Annotated in this window: 14 protein-coding genes; 6 read left to right on the top strand and 8 right to left on the bottom strand. The window is 47.9% G+C overall.

Annotated elements, in window-relative coordinates; translation table 11 throughout:
• Nucleotides 1-68: 68 nt before the first annotated feature.
• Nucleotides 69-1,823 carry a DUF3352 domain-containing protein gene (locus QUA04_RS07940; RefSeq protein WP_333255465.1) on the top strand — a complete coding sequence of 585 codons (1,755 nt, stop codon included), beginning with the start codon at nt 69-71 and terminating at the stop codon, nt 1,821-1,823.
• Between the two features lie 157 nt (nt 1,824-1,980).
• Here QUA04_RS07940 and mrdA read toward each other — a convergent pair whose 3' ends face one another.
• Nucleotides 1,981-3,807 carry a penicillin-binding protein 2 gene (gene mrdA / locus QUA04_RS07935; RefSeq protein WP_333255463.1) on the bottom strand — a complete coding sequence of 609 codons (1,827 nt, stop codon included), beginning with the start codon at nt 3,805-3,807 and terminating at the stop codon, nt 1,981-1,983.
• Nucleotides 3,808-3,964: 157 nt separating this feature from the next.
• Complete coding sequence (locus tag QUA04_RS07930; RefSeq protein WP_333181111.1) at nt 3,965-4,225, bottom strand: hypothetical protein; 261 nt, start codon at nt 4,223-4,225, stop codon at nt 3,965-3,967.
• Nucleotides 4,226-4,354: 129 nt separating this feature from the next.
• Between QUA04_RS07930 and QUA04_RS07925 the strand changes: the two genes are divergently transcribed.
• Complete coding sequence (locus QUA04_RS07925; protein ID WP_333255461.1) at nt 4,355-4,837, top strand: hypothetical protein; 483 nt, start codon at nt 4,355-4,357, stop codon at nt 4,835-4,837.
• A 181-nt stretch (nt 4,838-5,018) separates the two neighbouring features.
• On the top strand, nt 5,019-5,825 hold the full coding sequence (gene cysE, locus QUA04_RS07920) for a serine O-acetyltransferase (RefSeq protein WP_333255459.1): 807 nt from the start codon (nt 5,019-5,021) through the stop codon (nt 5,823-5,825).
• A gap of 98 nt (nt 5,826-5,923) precedes the next feature.
• Here the strand turns inward: cysE and QUA04_RS07915 are convergent, their stop codons facing one another.
• Entirely contained in the window at nt 5,924-6,505 is a 582-nt protein-coding gene (locus tag QUA04_RS07915; RefSeq protein WP_333255457.1) for an Npun_F5749 family FMN-dependent PPOX-type flavoprotein, read from the bottom strand.
• Between the two features lie 76 nt (nt 6,506-6,581).
• On the opposite strand from QUA04_RS07915, the gene QUA04_RS07910 reads away from it, so the two are divergent.
• Together QUA04_RS07910 and QUA04_RS07905 are read left to right on the top strand one after the other, a co-directional pair.
• A complete protein-coding gene (locus QUA04_RS07910; RefSeq protein WP_333255455.1) occupies nt 6,582-7,700 on the top strand; it encodes a tocopherol cyclase family protein in 1,119 nt (372 codons plus the stop codon).
• A gap of 93 nt (nt 7,701-7,793) precedes the next feature.
• Nucleotides 7,794-8,276: a plastocyanin/azurin family copper-binding protein gene (locus tag QUA04_RS07905; protein ID WP_445242301.1), complete on the top strand. Its 483-nt coding sequence runs from the start codon at nt 7,794-7,796 to the stop codon at nt 8,274-8,276.
• An 89-nt stretch (nt 8,277-8,365) separates the two neighbouring features.
• On the opposite strand, the gene clpS is transcribed toward QUA04_RS07905, so the two are convergent.
• The 4 genes from clpS to pflB all read right to left on the bottom strand — a co-directional run bounded on the left by clpS (nt 8,366) and on the right by pflB (nt 14,914).
• Complete coding sequence (gene clpS, locus QUA04_RS07900; RefSeq protein WP_006633998.1) at nt 8,366-8,659, bottom strand: ATP-dependent Clp protease adapter ClpS; 294 nt, start codon at nt 8,657-8,659, stop codon at nt 8,366-8,368.
• A 229-nt stretch (nt 8,660-8,888) separates the two neighbouring features.
• A complete protein-coding gene (gene adhE / locus QUA04_RS07895; protein ID WP_333255453.1) occupies nt 8,889-11,522 on the bottom strand; it encodes a bifunctional acetaldehyde-CoA/alcohol dehydrogenase in 2,634 nt (877 codons plus the stop codon).
• A 144-nt stretch (nt 11,523-11,666) separates the two neighbouring features.
• Nucleotides 11,667-12,407 (bottom strand): pyruvate formate-lyase-activating protein, encoded by a 741-nt coding sequence (gene pflA, locus QUA04_RS07890; RefSeq protein WP_333255451.1) that lies wholly within the window; start codon nt 12,405-12,407, stop codon nt 11,667-11,669.
• A 278-nt stretch (nt 12,408-12,685) separates the two neighbouring features.
• The gene (gene pflB, locus QUA04_RS07885) at nt 12,686-14,914 is read right to left on the bottom strand and encodes a formate C-acetyltransferase (protein WP_333255449.1); all 2,229 of its coding nucleotides are present in this window, start codon (nt 14,912-14,914) and stop codon (nt 12,686-12,688) included.
• A gap of 412 nt (nt 14,915-15,326) precedes the next feature.
• On the opposite strand from pflB, the gene QUA04_RS07880 reads away from it, so the two are divergent.
• Nucleotides 15,327-18,062: a bifunctional acetate--CoA ligase family protein/GNAT family N-acetyltransferase gene (locus QUA04_RS07880; RefSeq protein WP_333255447.1), complete on the top strand. Its 2,736-nt coding sequence runs from the start codon at nt 15,327-15,329 to the stop codon at nt 18,060-18,062.
• 102 nt (nt 18,063-18,164) lie between these two features.
• Here the strand turns inward: QUA04_RS07880 and QUA04_RS07875 are convergent, their stop codons facing one another.
• Entirely contained in the window at nt 18,165-18,767 is a 603-nt protein-coding gene (locus QUA04_RS07875; protein WP_333063623.1) for a superoxide dismutase, read from the bottom strand.
• Nucleotides 18,768-18,941 lie beyond the last annotated feature (174 nt).

Genomic DNA, 18,941 nt, shown 5'->3' with positions numbered 1-18,941 from the left:
TTTGCGAACCGCACAAAAAGTATCTGCCGACAGCTACGGTCATGCGCTACTCTAGTTAATAATAGACTGTGGTCATTAGTCCTTGTGGTATGAAGCTGCGATCGTTCTTTTCTTTCCTCATTGCTGGCGTCTTGGCACTCTTAGGCTTGAGTGCCGGTGGTTTTTACTGGCTGACAACTCAAACTCCCCTCAATTTACTCAACGGCGGGCCGACAACTACCCCGGCTGCGGCTGTGTTTGTCTCGAAACAAGCACCTTTGTTAGCTTCAATGCTGGTAAATCCCGATCGCCTCGAAGCATTGCGACAAGTTTTTGCCACTCCCGAAGAAAGAAGTCGATCGCACGCAGAATTTGAGCAAATCAAAAAAAGTTTCCTCGCCAATACAGGCTTGGATTACAGTCGAGATATCCAACCTTGGATAGGTGACGAAATTACCCTCGCCGTCACAACGCCCGATTTGGATGGCGACAGCAGCAACGGCAAAGAAACCGGGTTTTTGCTGGCAGTTTCCTCCCAAAATGTCGATCGCAGCCAACAATTTCTCGACTCCTACTGGCGAAAACAATCTCGAACTGAGAAAACAGTGCAGTCGGAACTCTATAAAGGCGTCCAACTAAATTACCAAAAATCACTTACAGCTAACAAAAAATCCGCTGCAACTTCGCCTTTCAACTCCTTTTCCCTGCCGAAGTCAACTTTGCCGCGTAGTTTCGCCACAGCGGCAATCGGCGGCAGTTCAAATTCGGGAAATAACCCCAGTTTTGTTTTATTTGCCAACAGTCCGACGGTGATTCGAGATGCAATTAATAACGTTGAAGCAGACAATCTAAATCTCAACAATACCCCGGAATATCAAAAAGCTTTGCAGCAACTAACTCAAGGCAGAATCGCTTTAGCATTTGTCAATCTCCCGCAATCAGCAACCGAGCAAAATCCCCACGTTTCTCTTAATTCTCTCGCAGTTGCTGTCGGAGTCAACCGACGAGGATTGGTGGCTCAAACTGCTTTAGTGACATCGCGAGAAAACACAGCTTCTCCCATACTCTCGGAACCTGTGCAAGCCTTGCAGTACATTCCCTCAGCGAGTCCTTTCGCGGTCGCCAGCACCGATTTAAGGAATTTTTGGGCGGATTTGTCATCGGCGGTGTCCACTAATGCAGAAGTCTCAAAATTAGTCGATCGAACTCTCGCAGATATTCAGCAAGTTTGGGGCGTCAACCTGCAGCAGGATATATTTGACTGGGTACAAGGAGAATATGCTTTAGCAGTGCTTCCGAATTTGTCAAATAGTGCTGACTGGATTTTTGTCGCCGAAAACTCTGCTGATTCCCAAAAGGCGATCGACAAACTCGATGAAATTGCCCGCAGCAAAGAATACAGCATCGGCAGCTTCACTCTCAGAAACCAGAAAATTACCGCTTGGACGCAGTTGACAACGAACCCAAATTATGGGAGACAAAATAAGAGAAAAAGTGCGATCGAAACCGAGGCAAAAGGAGTTCGAGCCACCGTCGGCAAATACGAAATTTTCACCACTTCAGTAGAAGCAATGGACGCAGCACTAGAAGCAGCAGAAACAGGCTCTTTAGTTGCCAATCAAGATTTTCAAACCAGCATTGAACCGCTACCGCCATCTAACGACGGCTATTTTTATTTAGACTGGCCCTCCAGCAGGTCAATTTGGGAAAAACAAATCCCGCTGTTGAGGTTAATTGAACTTTCGGCAAGACCATTGTTCGACCACTTGCGATCGCTCACCGTCACCAGTACGGGAGAGATCACAGGCATTCGCAAAGCTACTATATTTATGCGGCTCAATTAGTCAGAAGGAAGAAGGAAGAAGGAAGAAGGAAGAAGGAAGAAGGAAGAAGGAAGAAGGAAGAAGGAAGAAGGAAGAAGGAAACTATGGCCAATGCCCAATTCCCAATTCCCAATTCCCAATTCCCAATGCCCAATTCCCAATTCCCAATTCCCAATAACTAAGGACTAATAACTACTGACTCCTTCCCCTTTTTCGGTTGCCCAAAATAAGCTTGAAACACCTCTTTGGCGACCGGGGCCGCGGCAACAGAACCAAAACCGCCATTTTCCACAACCACGGCGATCGCAATTTCCGGCTTGTCAGCAGGCCCGAACCCCACATACAAAGAGTGATCGTTGTGTCCGATGACCTCCGAAGTCCCAGTTTTGCCCGCCGTCATCGGAATCGTACCGTCATTCATCCCCTGTCCCGTACCCTCGGCAACCACGGCGATCAGTCCTTCCTTAATCACCTGAATTGTCGAAGGTTTCATCCCAATCTTTACCCGTTGAGTCTCCGGTGTGCCGGTCATAGAAGTCAAAAGATGAGGCTTCACCCGATAGCCCCCATTAGCGATCGAACTCACCATCACCGCCGCCTCCAAAGGAGTCACCAAGACCAACCCCTGACCGATCGACATCGTTACCGTATCACCCGCATACCAAGGTTCTTTATAAATTTTCTCCTTCTCCTCCGGCGTCGGGATTTGACCGTGATCGCCGCCGCCTAGCCCCAAAAGATTCAAATCCGTATCCTTGCCAATTCCCAAGCGGTGTCCCCACTTAGAAATTTGCTCCGGCCCCGTACTCATCCCCACTTGATAAAAAAACGTATTGCTGCTGAAAGCCAAAGCCTCTCGAAAGCCTATATCGCCGTAACCGCCGCTGTGTTCGTTAAAATCAATTCCCCCCACAGTAATGTAAGACGAAGTACCGAGAATTGAGTCCGGCGAAAATTTGCCCGACTCCAAGCCCGCGACGGAAGTCACAATTTTAAACGTGCTGCCGGGGGGATAGCCTTGCATGGCCCGATTCAAAAATGGATTTTCCTGGTCTTGAAGAGTTTGCCACTCATCCTTAGTGATTTTTCGCGTAAACAGATTAGGGTCAAAAGTCGGGTGGCTGGCCAGAACTAATACCGCCCCGGTTTTGACATCCAGCGCCACTACTGCTCCCCGGCGGTTCCCCAGGGCTTTTTCGGCTGCTTTTTGCATGGACAAGTCTATGGTTAGCTGCACCGCCTCACCGGGTTTGGGCGGTGTCTCTCCCATCAGCCGCAATTCTTGATTTTGGGCATTGACCTCGATCAGCCGATCGCCCCAAACTCCCGCAATCTTCTTGTTAGAACTCGCTTCTATGCCCATTTGACCGACAATCATCCCCATCGGATATTCAGGATGAGCTTCCAAATCTGCTGCGGTAGCTTCGCCAATATATCCGAGAACGTGAGCCGCCAAACTGCCTTCGGGATAATAGCGGTTAGCTTCGGGCCGCACTTCCACTCCCCGGATTTGTCCCACCTGTTCTGCTAGTGGCACAAACACCTCTGGCGGCATCGCTTGCTTGATCCGCACCGGTCTGTAGGATAGAGGATCGACCTCTTTTATTTTTTGTAAAATTTCTTTTGCCGGGATTTTAACCAGCGGACTCAACTTTTCTGCTGTCGCTTTCCACTCTTCGGGCGTTTGTTCTTTCGGCCACAAATATACCGATCGAGCTAAATTGTTTGCAGCTAGCAACTTGCCTTTGCGATCGATAATGTGTCCGCGATTCGCCGGCATTGGCACTAGGCGAACGCGATTATTTTCGGCTCGTTCTCGGTTTTGCTTTCCTTGTATCAGTTGTAATTGCACCAGCCGACTAGCGTGCAGGCCCAGCAAACCTGTTGCCACCAGCATTAACATGATCGCCCGGTGTATCGGACGATCCTGTTTCTTAGGAGTTTCCCTCAGGGTTTTGTCAGAAGAGTGAAATGCTGAGATTGAATAAACTTGTCGTTGCATCATTCTATAGGTAGATGTCAAATCCTAGATTTTAGATTCCTGATTGTCAATTGTGAAGTATACATCATCAAACCGGGGACAATCGGGCCTTTACTCTTGGGGGAAGTGGAATAATTGATCATTAACTTTTGACTAATCACTAATAACTCATGACTGCTGACTAATCCCCCAAGCACCAAGAAATAGCCAGCAAAATCAAGGCTAGGCTCAGCCAATTAGGGAGGTGGAGCCAGCCGGATAGACCGATAGGTAACAATACCAAGGCCTGTGTCAATAGGGAACCGATCGCCAACAGCAAGGCTAGGAGTATCAAATTTATCATCTTGACACCGTACAATTTCGGATATGAGTCGATCGCCTGTGGCAGAAATCCGAGTGGCACAAGCGAGCGCGATCGTACAGGGATTGTCCTGATAGACATAAGGAAGAGAAGCCAGGAAGTTTTGAACTAATTTTAAAAAAATTATTCTTCCTCCAGAGTTAGGATGATAGGGGCTGCGATGGGTAAATTCTGAGTTGTGAATTTAAGTTGTGACCGAGGAGTATTGCCATGTTGTTTAATCAGCGAACCAATTTCAAAAACGGTGTGCTCTTGGCTGCGATCGCCGCGATCGTCGCCCTACCAGTTTTAGCAGACACAGCCAATTTCGGCACTTTAACTTTATCGCGAGGTTTTGCAGCCCCAACAGCAGTTTTGAGAGGTTCCACAGGCGGATCGTACTCTCTATCTGCCATAGCCAACGCCGATCGCCACAAAAACAAATGTTTGGGTTTTGCCACCCCAACTCCCGACCACATCATAGTCTTACAGGAAAACTTTTCAAAACTCACACTCCAAGTCAACAGCGGAGGCAAGGACACGACCTTACTCGTACAAGGCCCCGGTAATGCGGTGCGCTGCGGAGACGATATAGGTCAGAATAAAGATGCTGCCATACTTGATTCAGACTGGCAAGCAGGCTCTTACAGGATTTGGGTAGGTACTCTCGAACCCGGAGTCAAGTCTAACTATACAATCTCAGCACAGGAATAGAACGCAGCGGTGCTGTTGGATGGAGACAATAAAATATCATCAAATTCTCCCCCAATCTCGGACTTTCCCACGGTTTCACTCCGTAATATCCCCCAATCTCCCGATCGACCGCTCACTTCCCCCATCCAGTAAAATGTAAAATCGAAAGTGGCGTGTTTAACCAAAATAGGTAACTCCGAAAGTGCTAAAGACTCTTAGAGCTGACTTCAGTATAATTTTCGATCGCGACCCTGCCGCTCGCAACTGGCTGGAAGTTTTGTTTTGCTACCCCGGTCTTCAGGCCCTAGTGCTGCACCGCCTCGCACACTGGCTTTATGTGTTGGGACTTCCCTTCATCCCCCGCTTGATTTCCCACATTGCTCGCTTTTTGACCGGAATAGAAATCCACCCAGGGGCAACCATCGGCAAAAGCGTATTCATCGACCACGGTATGGGGGTTGTGATCGGCGAAACAGCGATTATCGGCGATTTTGCCCTAATTTACCAAGGTGTCACCCTCGGCGGCACAGGCAAACAAAGCGGCAAGCGTCACCCTACCGTCGGGGAAAACGTAGTTGTCGGTGCCGGCGCCAAGGTACTCGGCAATCTTCAAATTGGCAACAACGTTCGTATCGGCGCAGGTTCCGTCGTGCTTCGGGATGTACCATCTGACTGTACAGTGGTAGGGATTCCCGGCCGCATCGTCTATAGATCCGGAGTGCGCGTCAATCCCCTAGAACACGGCAGTTTGCCGGATTCGGAAGCTGTGGTAATTCGCTCTTTGCTCGATCGTATCGAATCCCTCGAACAGCAAGTAAAAAGTTTGCTTCCTCAAGCATCTGTCTCCTTAACTTCTGATCCTAATTCCCACAATTTCCACTCAGTATCAGAAGCTTTAAACCAAGCCAGCAATGTAGCCTTAGCCGAAAAAACACAGCTAGTTACAACCCCTAGCTGCAAGTTAAAAGATAAAGCAATTCAAGAATTTTTCGACGGCAGCGGCATCTAAAAAGAGTTTTGAGTGTTGAGTTTTTCCGTGGGAATTTTTCAAATTAAAACTTTCCTACTGACAACAGTCAACAGTCAACAGTTAACACTCAACTGACTTCAAGGATTAACCGATCGCACAGACCAATTTCCCTCACCGTCGCGCCGATAAAGCGATCGGTTTTGCGGTTCCCCCCGCAACTCCAACAAATCCACTGTTTCCGGTTCCAACAACAGCAAGCAAAAATTAGGCAGCGGCTCGATCGCATTTGGGGAAGCAGAATCAAAAGCACTAGCCTCGGCTTTGTCATCCCCCGGATGCGGCCAAGCAAACTGTGATCTAGCCGCCTCAGAAAGCTCCTGCCAAGTTGTGCACCGCGATGAGCACAACTGGGCCTCTGGATAATCTGCCCCTACCAAAACTAGCTTTCCAGCAATCCGAAATTGTTCGCGAGTTTTGGGGAAATACCAGCAAATTTCCCCCCAAGGATAGAGATTAATCTCCTCTGCCTTTTGGCTACGAATATCTGTAATAAACTTTAACTGATTAGTATCTGCTAAAAAGCCTCGAAACACCACAGTGCGGTTGGCCGGACGCCCGGTAGCCCGAACAGTTGCTAGTTGCAAGTAGCGGGCAAAAGCAAGACTGCGGTTGCGGTGGAGCGCGCGAGCTAAGGGCGATCGCCAAAGTGCTAAAGACATAAAGGAAGGAAGAAGGAAGAAGGAAGAAGGAAGAAACAGTTATTCGTGAATTCTCTGTCATGCTATTGGTAATTTTATGTCAAATTCACTCTCAAAACTCAAAACTATTGAAACTCCCCACAGTGGCTACCACTGGGACGGCAGTTCCCGCCGCTTTTTTGAAGGCTGGTACTACCGAATAACATTACCGATTCACGGACAATCCTTTGCATTCATGTATTCCATCGAAGACCCCAGAGGCGGTCAACCTTACAGTGGCGGTGCAGCTCAAATTCTCGGCCCGAAAGATAGCTATTTGTGCCGCACCTTGCCCGATGTAAATAAGTTTTGGGCGCACCGAGAAGGCTTGGCTTTCGGACATTGGGGCAGAACAGATTTACAAATTAAACCCCAATATTTAGAGCCGCAAGTATTCGACAGCCGCGTCGAAGAAGGCTATCAAGCTACTGCTACTTTGAATCAAGGTTATTTGCACGATCCAGGAAGCGGCAGCCACTGTTTTTGGCAATACGAAATTCAACCTGTTTACGGCTGGGGCAACTCTGAGGAAATCCAGAAATCCACGGCGGGAATGGTATCTTTTCTACCCATATTTGAACCGGGATGGCAAATTTTAATGGCTCACGGTTTAGCCACGGGCTGGATCGATTGGAATGACCAACGCTACGAATTTAAAGATGCTCCCGCTTACAGCGAAAAAAACTGGGGCGGTGCTTTTCCGCAAAAGTGGTTTTGGGTTAATTGCAATTGTTTTCAAGGCGAAAGCGATTTAGCTTTAACTGCTGGCGGCGGCAAGCGGGGCGTGCTGTGGTGGATGGAATCTGTAGCAATGATTTGTCTGCATTACCGAGGCAAATTTTACGAATTTGTGCCTTGGAATTCACAAGTTAGTTGGACTATTGAACCTTGGGGAAGCTGGAAAATGCAGGCGAGAAACAGTCAGTTTGAAGTTGAGTTAATTGCCACTACAAACAGTCCTGGTACTTATCTGCGAGCTCCTACAGAAAAAGGTCTGGCTTTTTGCTGCCGGGATACGACGCACGGCGAATTGCGCTTGCAACTGCGAGAGTTGTTGGGGGGAAATGTGGAAAAAAATGGCAAGCAGCGTTCGAGAATTATCTTAGAGGCTCAAAGTTCTTTATCGGGTTTGGAAGTTGGAGGCGGGCCTTGGGATGAAGTTTGGCGATCGAATTAAGTCATTAGTCATTAGTCATTAGTCAGTAGTCAGTAGTCATTAGTCAGTTAATAGTTAACAGTAGTCAGACCAGCCACGATCAATTTACTCGGTTTGCAATTAGGCAAATTCTACCGCAGCCAGCGGTTACAAAAAACTTTCAAGGTGATTTTGGGAGTAATTTTATGTTTGAGTACAATCTTGATGCCGACGGCAATTGCTAGTGCTGCCGGTGATTTGTCTCGGCAACCTGTCACCGAAATTACTGTTAGTTTAGGTAACGAAGCTGGGGAACTCAAATTCTTTCCCAATCTGCTAGAATTTGAGTCGGGAAAGCGCTATAAATTAGTGCTAAAAAATCCCAGTTCGCAGAAACATTATTTTACTGCTAAAAACTTTGCTGATGCGAGTTGGACTCAAAAAGTTGAAGCGGGTAAGGTGGAAATTAAAGGAGCGATCCACGAATTGGAACTTAAACCGGGCGCTATGGCAGAATGGGTGTTTGTGCCGATGAAATCGGGAACCTACAACCTGCGCTGTACGGTAGCTGGACATACGGAAGCGGGGATGATTGGCAAAATTACGATCGCCTCTTAAATCCCAATCTCCGTTGCCTCGCCGGACATCCTATCAATTTCAGATTAATTACCGAAAATCGATCGAACTTTCGGCCCTCTAGACACTTTTCAAGTAGACTCTAGCGGAGCCATTGTCAGTCCAGCACGGCTCAATTGCATATGATAAAGTTCTGCTTGCTCTTGCGGACCAACCCAGACGGTGGCCTGGCCTTCGTGGTGGATTTGGTTGGCGAGTTTCCAAGCTTGATCGCTCGTCATCCCTGGAATGTATTTGGTCAAACATTCCACAACGTGCTGGAATGTGTTGAAATCGTCGTTGAGGACTATTACCCGATAGTTGGGATAAGGTTTGCGGGTAACTTGACTCGATCGAACGGGTGCTATGGTTGGTGAAGAGGTCATCGCGCGAACAGCCACTAAAACTACAAAATTCGTAAAATAGTTACCTCTAAAATTATAACACAATTTCAGATTTTTTTAACCCCTACTTGGTATTTTGATCCGCGTCGGGGTTTATTTTCACCACCGGGCCCGGCGTTAGACTTCTCCAGAAAGTCTTGTGGGGAGTAGGGGTTAGGCATCCTGCCCCCATTGACAGGCTTTTGAGGAGAAATCTCTTGCACCGCGCCGATTAAACTACAGTTAACACTCGATCGACCTCCGAAGTGTCGCCACCGTGAGAGTAGGCTTGCACCAGAAGTTGCTTTAAATCTTCAATCAGCGGATAGCGGGGGTTCGCTCCGGTACACTGATCGTCAAAAGCGTGATCGGCCATTTCCTCAACGCGAGCAAAAAAGAAATCATCACTCATTCCCTGACTGGCGATCGCCTCCTGAATCGTGCTAGGAATATCTACCTGACGCTTCAGATCTTCCACCGCTGCGATCAACTTCTCAACTTTTTCATCTTCTGTATCGCCACCCAAATTTAGATAGTCCGCAATTCGAGCATAACGCCACTTGCTGTTAGGATACTTGTTTTGAGAAAAAATCGCTTGTTTGAACGGAACATCCGTTGCATTGTAGCGAATTACGTGGGAAATCATCAGCGCATTTGCTAAACCGTGAGGGACGTGGCAAGTTGAACCTAATTGGTGAGCCATTGAGTGACAAACCCCCAGAAAAGAGTTAGCAAATGCCATCCCGGCCATCGTAGCAGCATAATGTACTTTCTCCCGCGCTTTCGGATCGTTAGCACCATTTTTGTAAGCGCTGGGCAGGTATTTAAACAGCAAACGAATCGCTTCTAAAGCCAAACCATTTGTATACTCAGAAGCCAACACAGAAACATAAGCTTCTAAAGCGTGGGTTAGCGCATCAATGCCACCGTAAGCAGTCAGTTTCCGGGGCATATTCAGTGTAAGTTCTGGATCGACGATCGCCATACTCGGAGTCAGAGCATAATCTGCAAGCGGATACTTAATCCCCGATCTTTCATCCGTAACAACCGCAAAAGGCGTGACTTCCGAACCCGTTCCCGAAGTAGTTGGAATTGCCACCATAATTGCCTTTGAGCCCAAAGGCGGCAGTTCGTATACCCGCTTGCGGATATCCATAAACCGCATCGCCAATCCTTCAAACTCAATTTCTGGATGCTCGTACATCAGCCACATTACTTTAGCAGCATCCATCGGCGAGCCACCACCAAAAGCAATAATCGCATCTGGATGGAAACTATTGCAGATTTCTAAACCTTTGCGAACAGTAGCAAGCGAAGGATCCGGTTCCACATCGTAAAATGTGTAGTGATCGATGCCGATTTCTTCCAAACTATCTGTGACTTCCTTCGTCAATCCCAATTCAAACAAAGGTTTATCCGTCACGATCAAAGCACGTTTCTTACCTGCAAGATCCCTCAAAGCTACAGGAAGACAACCCGACTTAAAATAAATCTTGGGAGGAATGCGGAACCACAGCATATTCTCGCGGCGTTCTGCTACGGTTTTGATATTGAGTAGATGATGGGGTGTCACGTTGACAGAAATGGAATTATCGCCCCAGCTACCGCAACCGAGGGTAAGAGAGGGATCGAGGCGGAAATTGTACAAATCGCCGATCGCACCTTGAGAAGAAGGCGTATTAATCAGCACCCGCGAAGTCTCTAGTTTGCTTTCAAAATAACGAATGTGGTTCTGATTGTGCGGAGCGGTGTAGAGTACAGAAGTATGTCCGTGCCCGCCAAAAATTATCAGCGCTTCGGCTTTTTCTACTGCTTCAGTAAAGTCCTTGGCGCGGTACATGGCGAGAATCGGCGAAAGTTTTTCACAAGCAAAGGGTTCTTCTTTACCTATCGCATCCACTTCTCCAATCAAAACCCTGATGTTTGACGGCACTACAAAATCCGCAATCTCCGCCACTTTTTGCACCGATTGTCCGACAATTTCGGCATTCAATCGACCATCAATTAAGATTACCTGCCGCACTTTTTCCCGTTCTTCTGCATTGAGGAAATAAGCACCGCGCTTGATAAATTCCAGTTGCACTGCATCGTACACCGCATCCACAACAACCACGGATTGTTCCGAAGCACAAATCGTGCCGTTGTCGAAAGTTTTGCTCAGCAAAATTGAGCTGACAGCCATTTGGATGTGGGCGGTTTCATCGATGATGGCGGGAGTATTTCCCGCGCCGACACCGAGGGAGGGATGTCCTGAAGAGTAGGCAGCTTTTACCATTCCCGGCCCGCCAGTTGCCAAAATTAGTTTGATATCGGGGTGCTGCATCAAAGCTTGGGAAAGCGGCACAGTTGGCTCGTCAATCCACCCAATAATATCCGGTGGTGCTCCTGCTGCTACAGCAGCATCGAGGATGATTTTTGCCGCCGCAGCCGTGCAGGATTTTGCCCGGGGATGGGGCGAAAATATAATGCCATTTCTCGTCTTGAGCACGATTAAAGACTTAAAGATGGTGGTGGAAGTCGGGTTAGTTACAGGAACGATTCCCGCCAGCAGTCCCACGGGTTCGGCAATGCGTTCGTAGCCAAAATGTCGATCGGACTCGATGATACCGCAAGTCTTGTCGTTTTTGTATTTGTTGTAAATCATTTCCGAGGCAAAATGATTTTTGATTGCTTTATCTTCGATGACTCCCATTCCCGATTCTTTGACTGCTGCTTTGGCTAAGGGAATGCGGGCGGCATTAGCGGCTAAAGCTGCTTGCTTGAATATGCGATCGACCTGTTCTTGAGTGTAGGTAGCAAATTCAGCTTGGGCTGCTTTCACTTTTTGAATGAGCACTTCTAATTCATCTACATTGGTAACTTTCATGTTTTTTCTCCTCGGGTGTTTTTCTAGATTTATTGCCTAAGTTTGTGAGGGGTATGGGAACCGCAGATTAACCGCAGATTAACGCAGATTGACGCAGATAATTTCAATATTGTTTGTGATTTTTGCACGAGGTATTTTAATTAATTATATACCGCTTGCTCCGATCGCATTTACCCCGCGACTGCGAAAAATATCAACTGTTTGTTGCACGAGCTCCGGTGAAGCTGGAGGTGTATCTTTGAGTTCGTAATCCAGTTTTAATTGTTCCCATTTGTATTCTCCCATTTTATAAAAGGGTAATACTTCGACTTTTTCCACATTGTTCAGATTGGCAATAAACTCGGCTAATTTTTCTACGTTTTCGAGGTCATCGGTGAGGTGAGGAACTAGAACGAATCGAATCCACGTCGGCTTATGAATTTCGCTGAGATATTTGGCCATTGCTAAAGTAGGCTCGATGGAAACGTTCGTGACTTTGTAATACAGTTCGGGAATGTAGGATTTGATGTCCAATAAAACCAGATCGGTCATTTCCAGAACCGGTTTAGCAACTTCTAAAAGACAGAACCCTGATGTGTCTAGGGCTGTATGCAAGCCCATTTGATGACAGCGGGTAAAGATTTCTCTGACAAAATCCGGTTGCATCAACGGTTCGCCGCCGCTGACGGTAACGCCTCCTTTCCGCAGGTATGATTTACATTTTGTAATTTGATCGATTAAATAATCGACGGTTACTTCTTTACCATCGTGGGAATTGCGACAGTCGGGATTGTGACAGTACAGACAGCGTAACGGACAGCCTTGGGTGAAGACGATAAACCGGATTCCTGGGCCGTCTACGGTGCCAAAGGTTTCGATTGAATGAATGCGACCAATTCCAGACATTTAATTTGCTGTTTGTTGGTTGGGATTTTGAGAGTATGGATGAGCGGGAGGGCGGTGTTAAGAATAGCCAGTAAGCTTTCAGATCTATCTTTTAGAGCCTCGGCTCGCTCCCCCTGGCATCCCCCTTAAGAAGGGGAAATTTGAGAGTTCCCGGTTCTCCCTTTCTTAAGGCTAGGGGGATGGAGCTTATTTGTTTAACAGCTTCTTCAGTCCCCCTCTGTTCGGATGAAAGTTTGACTCTTGAGCGGTTTCAACCGCCGAGTTTTTTCTGCTGGGATTTAGACACGTTCGTGGAAAGTCCGTTTAATCACATCTAATTGTTGTTCGCGGGTAAGTTTGATGAAATTAACCGCATAACCGGAGACGCGAATTGTTAGCTGGGGATAGTTTTCTGGATGTTCCATCGCATCTAGTAATGTTTGCCGATCGAGCGCGTTAACATTGATGTGATGGCCGCCATCGTGGAAGTAACCGTCTATAAGACTAACTAGGTTATTAGTCCGATCGCTCTCCATTCTGCCCAAGGCCTGCGGTAGAATCGAAAAAGTATTCGATATGCCATCTTGACAATCGCTGTAAGGCAGTTTCGCTACAGAAGATAAGGATGCGATCGCCCCGCAGGAATCTCGGCCGTGCATCGGATTAGCACCGGGCGCAAAGGGTTCGCCTGCTTTACGTCCGTCGGGAGTGCTACCAGTTTTTTTGCCGTACACTACGTTAGAGGTAATCGTGAGTACCGATTGAGTCGCTACAGCGCCGCGGTAGGTTTTGTGCTGGCGAATTTCGTTCATGAAGCTTTGCACGAGTTCGATGGCTAGACTGTCTACGCGATCGTCATTATTGCCGTATTTGGGATATTCTCCTTCGATCGAGTAATCTACGGCCAAACCTTCCTCGTTGCGAATCACCTTAACTTTCGCGTGTTTAATCGCCGATAGCGAGTCCGCCACCACTGACAATCCGGCAATCCCGCAGGCCATGGTCCGGTAAACATCGCGATCGTGCAATGCCATTTCCAGCCGTTCGTAGCAGTATTTGTCGTGCATATAGTGAATGACATTCAGCGTATTGATATACGTTTTTGCCAACCACGCCATCATTTCTTGGAACCGCGCTCTTACCTCGTCATAATCGAGATATTCGGTAGTAATCGGTGGGAACTGCGGCGCGATTTGGTCGCCGGACTTCTCATCTTTACCGCCGTTAATCGCATAGAGCAAAGTCTTAGCCAAGTTAACTCGCGCGCCGAAAAACTGCATTTGCTTGCCAATTCGCATCGCGGAGACACAACAGGCGATCGCGTAATCATCGCCGTATTGAGGACGCATCAAGTCGTCGTTTTCGTACTGAATCGAACTCGTCTCGCTGGATACCTTCGCACAGAATTGTTTGAAGTTTTCCGGCAAGTTTTCCGACCACAACACGGTGAGATTTGGTTCTGGTGCAGTACCGAGGTTTGAGAGAGTGTGCAAGAACCGGAAACTGTTACGAGTTACCAATGTTCTACCGTCATTGCTTGTACCGCCGATCGCCTCTGTTACCCAAGTTGGATCGCCAGAAAACAGAGCGTTATAGTCGGGAGTTCGCAAAAACCGCACCATGCGGAGTTTCATTACAAAATGGTCGATCAGTTCTTGCAATTCTTGTTCTGAACTCGCGCCACTTTGCAAATCGCGCTCGCAATAAATGTCTAAGAAGGTCGATACGCGGCCGAGAGACATCGCTGCCCCGTTTTGTTCTTTCACTGCTCCCAAGTAGCCAAAATACAGCCACTGGACAGCTTCTCCTGCGTTTGCCGCCGGACGGCTAATATCAAAGCCGTAGCTAGCAGCCATTTCTTTTAACTCAAACAATGCCCGAATTTGCTCAGATAACTCTTCGCGTAAACGAATTGTTCCCTCGTCCATCGCCTCTAGTTCGAGTGATTCTTGCTGTGTTTTTTTATCATCAATTAGGCGATCGACACCGTACAAAGCAACGCGGCGATAGTCACCGATGATCCGCCCGCGTCCATAGGCATCTGGCAAACCTGTGATGATACCAGAACGTCTCGCCAGACGCATCGAGCGCGTGTAAACATCGAATACACCATCGTTATGAGTTTTGCGATATTTCGTAAATATTTCTTCAGTTTGCCGATCGAGCTGATAGCCGTAAGCTTCTAAACCGGCCTTGACCACGCGAATTCCACCCAAGGGCATAATCGCGCGTTTCAAAGGTTTATCTGTTTGCAAACCTACTATTTGTTCTAAGTCGCGATCGATGTATCCTGCTGCATGAGCCGTAATGGATGTGGGAACTTTTGTATCAACATCCAATACACCTTTTTCGCGCTCTTGCTTCATTAGTTCCAGGACTTTGTGCCAAAGCTGCTGGGTTTTTTCTGTTGGTGCTGTGAGAAATTCTGCATTCCCTTCGTAGGGGGTGTAATTCTTTTGGATGAAGTCTCTAACGTTGACTTCCTTTGTCCAGTTGCCTTCAGTAAAGCCGTGCCATTGTACTAACATAGCTTGCTTTCACCTCAATCTTTTGTTAGCGATCGATCTTTTCTTCTTCGACCACTACATCTACTATATATTTAATTTCAATATTTTAACTACCCGGTTCGCTATTCGTTACAAAAATTGACTTGCTAATTCCCTGGAAAGAATTAAGATAGATAGTAGGCAGAACATCCTCGTGAATTGTTGAGGAAGCTCTGACCAAATGGGTTCCCGAACTAACACTTTGACAACCGAAATGTTGTTTAATGGCGGGTGGGTCGGAAACGCGCAATGAGATTTTTTTTCCGAAACCGCGAACACCCGAAGAAGATGAAGAAAAAGCAGAAAAAAAGTAGAAAAAGAGTTCGGATTGGATGCGGTAATTGTTATCGAAAGCAGAGCAATATTAATTGCTGATTAATAGAAGTAGGGTATTATGCAGATAAATGCACGAAATCAAAGCACTGCGAGCGATCCGGCTCACGATATTTGGAAAGAACAGCGTCATCCGCTCGATCGGATTTTTCGGCCTCGGTCCGTGGCTGTAATCGGCGCAACAGAGAGAGAAGGAAGCGTCGGACGTACTCTCCTGTGGAACTTGATTCGGAATCCGTTTGGCGGAACAGTTTTTCCAGTGAATCCGCAGCGCCGCAGCGTCTTGGGGCTCAAGTCTTATCCTGACATTGCTAGCGTCCCGGAAGTAGTGGATCTGGCGGTGATTGCTACGCCTGCTGCTGGGGTGCCGCAAGTGATCCGCGAATGTATCGCTGCTGGGGTGAAAGGGGCAATTATTGTTTCTGCTGGCTTTAAAGAGATTGGTGCGGCTGGGGAGGCTTTAGAACAGCAAGTTATCGCCCAAGCGCGTCTGGGCGGAATGCGGATTATCGGCCCAAATTGCCTCGGCGTGATGAATCCTGTGCTTGGGCTCAATGCTACTTTTGCAAGTACGATCGCCCGTCCGGGTAATGTCGCCTTCATCAGTCAAAGCGGCGCCCTCTGTACTTCGATTCTCGACTGGAGTTTGGGGGAAAATGTCGGTTTTAGCGCCTTTGTGTCGATCGGCTCTATGCTCGATGTCGGTTGGGGCGATCTGATCGAGTATTTCGGGGACGATCCCCATACTCACAGTATCGTTTTGTACATGGAATCTATGGGTGATGCTCGTTCGTTCCTGTCCGCCGCCCGCCCAGTGGCGATCGACAAACCGATCATCATTCTCAAGGTAGGACGTACCGCCGCCGCCGCCCAAGCCGCCGCTTCCCATACGGGAGCTTTGACCGGCAGCGATGACGTGCTTAACGCTGCTTTCCGCCGCTGTGGCGCGTTGCGGGTACATACGATTTCCGATTTGTTCGACATGGCAGAAATTCTGGCCAAGCAACCGCGACCGCAGGGCAACCGCCTGTCGATCGTCACCAATGCAGGAGGCCCGGGGGCGATCGCCACTGATGCCTTAATTAGCGACGGCGGTGCCCTGGCAGATTTGGCACCGGAGACGGTGCAGCAGCTTGATGAGTTTTTGCCGCCTCAGTGGAGTCATCACAACCCGATCGATATTTTGGGCGATGCTAGTAGCGATCGTTACGCCAAAACCCTAGAAGTGGTCGCTCCCGATCCCAATAGTGACGGATTGCTGGTCATCCTGACGCCACAAGCGATGACAAATCCCACCCAAACCGCAGAAAAACTCAAGTCTTACAGCAAACTCGGAAAGCCCTTATTAGCAAGCTGGATGGGCGGTGTGGAAGTGTCAGCGGGAACGCAAATTCTCAATCAGGCAAATATTCCGACTTTCCCCTATCCCGATACCGCCGTCAGGTTATTCAACTATATGTGGCGGTACACGTACAACCTGCGCGCTATCTACGAAACGCCTTCTCTCCCCGCTGATTGCGAAATCGAGACTTCCGGGTGTGCGACTGCTGCGAAGATTTTGACTGCAGCCCGCCAAAACAATCGCACTCTATTAACAGAGTACGAATCAAAACAGTTGCTGGCAGCTTACGGCATTCCCACCGTAGCGACAGAAATTGCAGCGAGTGCGGCCGAAGCTGTGGAAATTGCCGATCGCCTCGGTTATCCAGTGGTGCTAAAACTCCATTCTGAGACGATTACTCACAAAACCGATGTGGGGGGCGTAAAACTAAATTTAGGCGATGCTAAGGCTGTAATTAGTGCCTTTGAGGCGATCGCCCAGCGGGTACGGGCGATCGATCCGGCAGCGTTTCTCGGCGTGACAGTGCAGCCGATGGTGCATTTGGAAGGCTATGAACTAATTTTGGGTAGCAGTATCGACCCACAATTTGGGCCGGTGATGCTGTTTGGTTCCGGCGGACAATTAGTGGAAGTCTTTCAAGATCGATCGCTAGCACTTCCGCCTTTAAATACCACCCTAGCGCGGCGGATGATGGAGCAAACGCGCATCTATAAAGCTTTGCAAGGAGTGCGCGGTCGATCGGCAATTGACCTGGTACAACTCGAACAGTTATTAGTTCGTTTCAGTCAACTGATTGTAGAGCAACCTCAAATTGCCGAGATTGATATTAATCCGCTGCTGGTTTCTCCTGAAGGTGCGATCGCTCTTGATGCCCGCGTTCTTCTCCAAACAACGGAAAACTCAATTTCTCCCGCGATTCGCCCCTATCCTACGCAATACGTTCAAACATGGTCAACGGAGGGCGATCGTCCCATCATGATCCGTCCGATTCGCCCAGAAGATGAGCCGCTGATGGTGCTGTTCCACCAAGAACTTTCCGAAGAGAGCGTGTATTTGCGCTACGCTCACATGGTAAAGTTAAAGCACCGCATCGCTCACGAACGTTTGACCCGGATTTGTTTTATTGACTACGATCGGGAAATGGTTTTAGTAGCCGATGGTCAAGACCCGGAAACCTCAGAACACCGGATTTTGGGAGTAGCGCGTCTGAGCAAACTCCACGGCACAAACCAAGCCGAATTTGCCCTGATCGTTAGCGATAGCTATCAGCAGCGCGGTTTGGGAACAGAATTATTGAGGCGGATGCTGCAAATTGGTCAAGAAGAGAAATTAGAGGCGATCGTTGGCTACATTCTCAATAGCAACTACAAGATGCAGAGCCTCTGTAAAAAACTAGGATTTGAACTCCAACCAGACCGAGGCGAAGGAATGTTGAAAGCTGTTTTTGTCTGCTAATAGCAAGTTTTGTTAAATAATTCTCATTCATCACAACTTTAGTCCTCACTACAAACCTATAAAGTTTGTAGTGAGGACTAAAGTCCTCAAACTCAGATGCTACTAAGCCGCAGCCAAATTTGCTGCTGCGAAATCCCAGTTAGCTAAATTATCCAAGAAATTAGTAATGTAGTCGGGACGGCGGTTTTGGAAATCCAAATAATAAGCGTGTTCCCACACATCCAAAGTCAGCAACGGAGTTTGGCCGTGTGCTACCGGGGTGTCAGCGTTAGCTGTTTTGGTGACTTTCAAAGTGCCGTTGTCCACAACCAGCCAAGCCCAGCCACTACCGAACTGAGTTGTCGCAGCAGTCTTGAATTCTTCTTTAAATTTGTCGAAGCTGCCGAAGTCGGCGTTAATTTTGTCAGCTAAAGCTCCTGTCGGAGTGCCGCCGCCGCCCGGTTTGAGGGAATTCCAGAAAAAATTGTGGTTCCAAACTTGACCTGCATTGTTAAAAATGCCTGCTTTGGATGGGTCTTTAGCAGATTCCTTGACAATTTCTTCAAGGGATTTGCTCGCCATTTCAGTTCCTTCAATCAGTTTATTCAGATTGGTGACGTAAGCAGCGTGGTGCTTGTCGTGGTGGAACGAAAACGTGTTGGCCGACATATGAGCTGGTTCTAGGGCGTCAGCGGCGAAGGGTAATGGTGCGAGTTCAAATGCCATTGTGTTCAATCCTCTCTGGATTACTTTTGGTTTTTGGGCTAACTTTCCGGCTTTTGTATGATTAAAGCCGAGAGTCACTAGCTTGAGTTTATCAAGCTGTGGTAAATAATTCTTTACAATTTTCCTATTTTATAGCAGTTGCAGCATTTCAGCATTCAGACTTCTATTTTTTAG

The organism is Microcoleus sp. S13_C5, assembly GCF_036700845.1.
Lineage (GTDB): Bacteria > Cyanobacteriota > Cyanobacteriia > Cyanobacteriales > Microcoleaceae > Microcoleus.
Note: the sequence above shows the minus strand (reverse complement) of the source record. Positions and strands in the feature narration are given on the sequence as shown.

Excerpts from the sequence above, each read along its gene's own strand:
- mrdA (WP_333255463.1), bottom strand. The coding sequence starts at position 3,807 with ATGATGCAACGACAAGTTTATTCAATCTCAGCATTTCACTCTTCTGAC.
- QUA04_RS07930 (WP_333181111.1), bottom strand. The coding sequence starts at position 4,225 with ATGTCTATCAGGACAATCCCTGTACGATCGCGCTCGCTTGTGCCACTC.
- QUA04_RS07925 (WP_333255461.1), top strand. The coding sequence starts at position 4,355 with ATGTTGTTTAATCAGCGAACCAATTTCAAAAACGGTGTGCTCTTGGCT.
- QUA04_RS07915 (WP_333255457.1), bottom strand. The coding sequence starts at position 6,505 with ATGTCTTTAGCACTTTGGCGATCGCCCTTAGCTCGCGCGCTCCACCGC.
- QUA04_RS07910 (WP_333255455.1), top strand. The coding sequence starts at position 6,582 with ATGTCAAATTCACTCTCAAAACTCAAAACTATTGAAACTCCCCACAGT.
- clpS (WP_006633998.1), bottom strand. The coding sequence starts at position 8,659 with ATGACCTCTTCACCAACCATAGCACCCGTTCGATCGAGTCAAGTTACC.
- adhE (WP_333255453.1), bottom strand. The coding sequence starts at position 11,522 with ATGAAAGTTACCAATGTAGATGAATTAGAAGTGCTCATTCAAAAAGTG.
- pflA (WP_333255451.1), bottom strand. The coding sequence starts at position 12,407 with ATGTCTGGAATTGGTCGCATTCATTCAATCGAAACCTTTGGCACCGTA.
- pflB (WP_333255449.1), bottom strand. The coding sequence starts at position 14,914 with ATGTTAGTACAATGGCACGGCTTTACTGAAGGCAACTGGACAAAGGAA.
- QUA04_RS07880 (WP_333255447.1), top strand. The coding sequence starts at position 15,327 with ATGCAGATAAATGCACGAAATCAAAGCACTGCGAGCGATCCGGCTCAC.
- QUA04_RS07875 (WP_333063623.1), bottom strand. The coding sequence starts at position 18,767 with ATGGCATTTGAACTCGCACCATTACCCTTCGCCGCTGACGCCCTAGAA.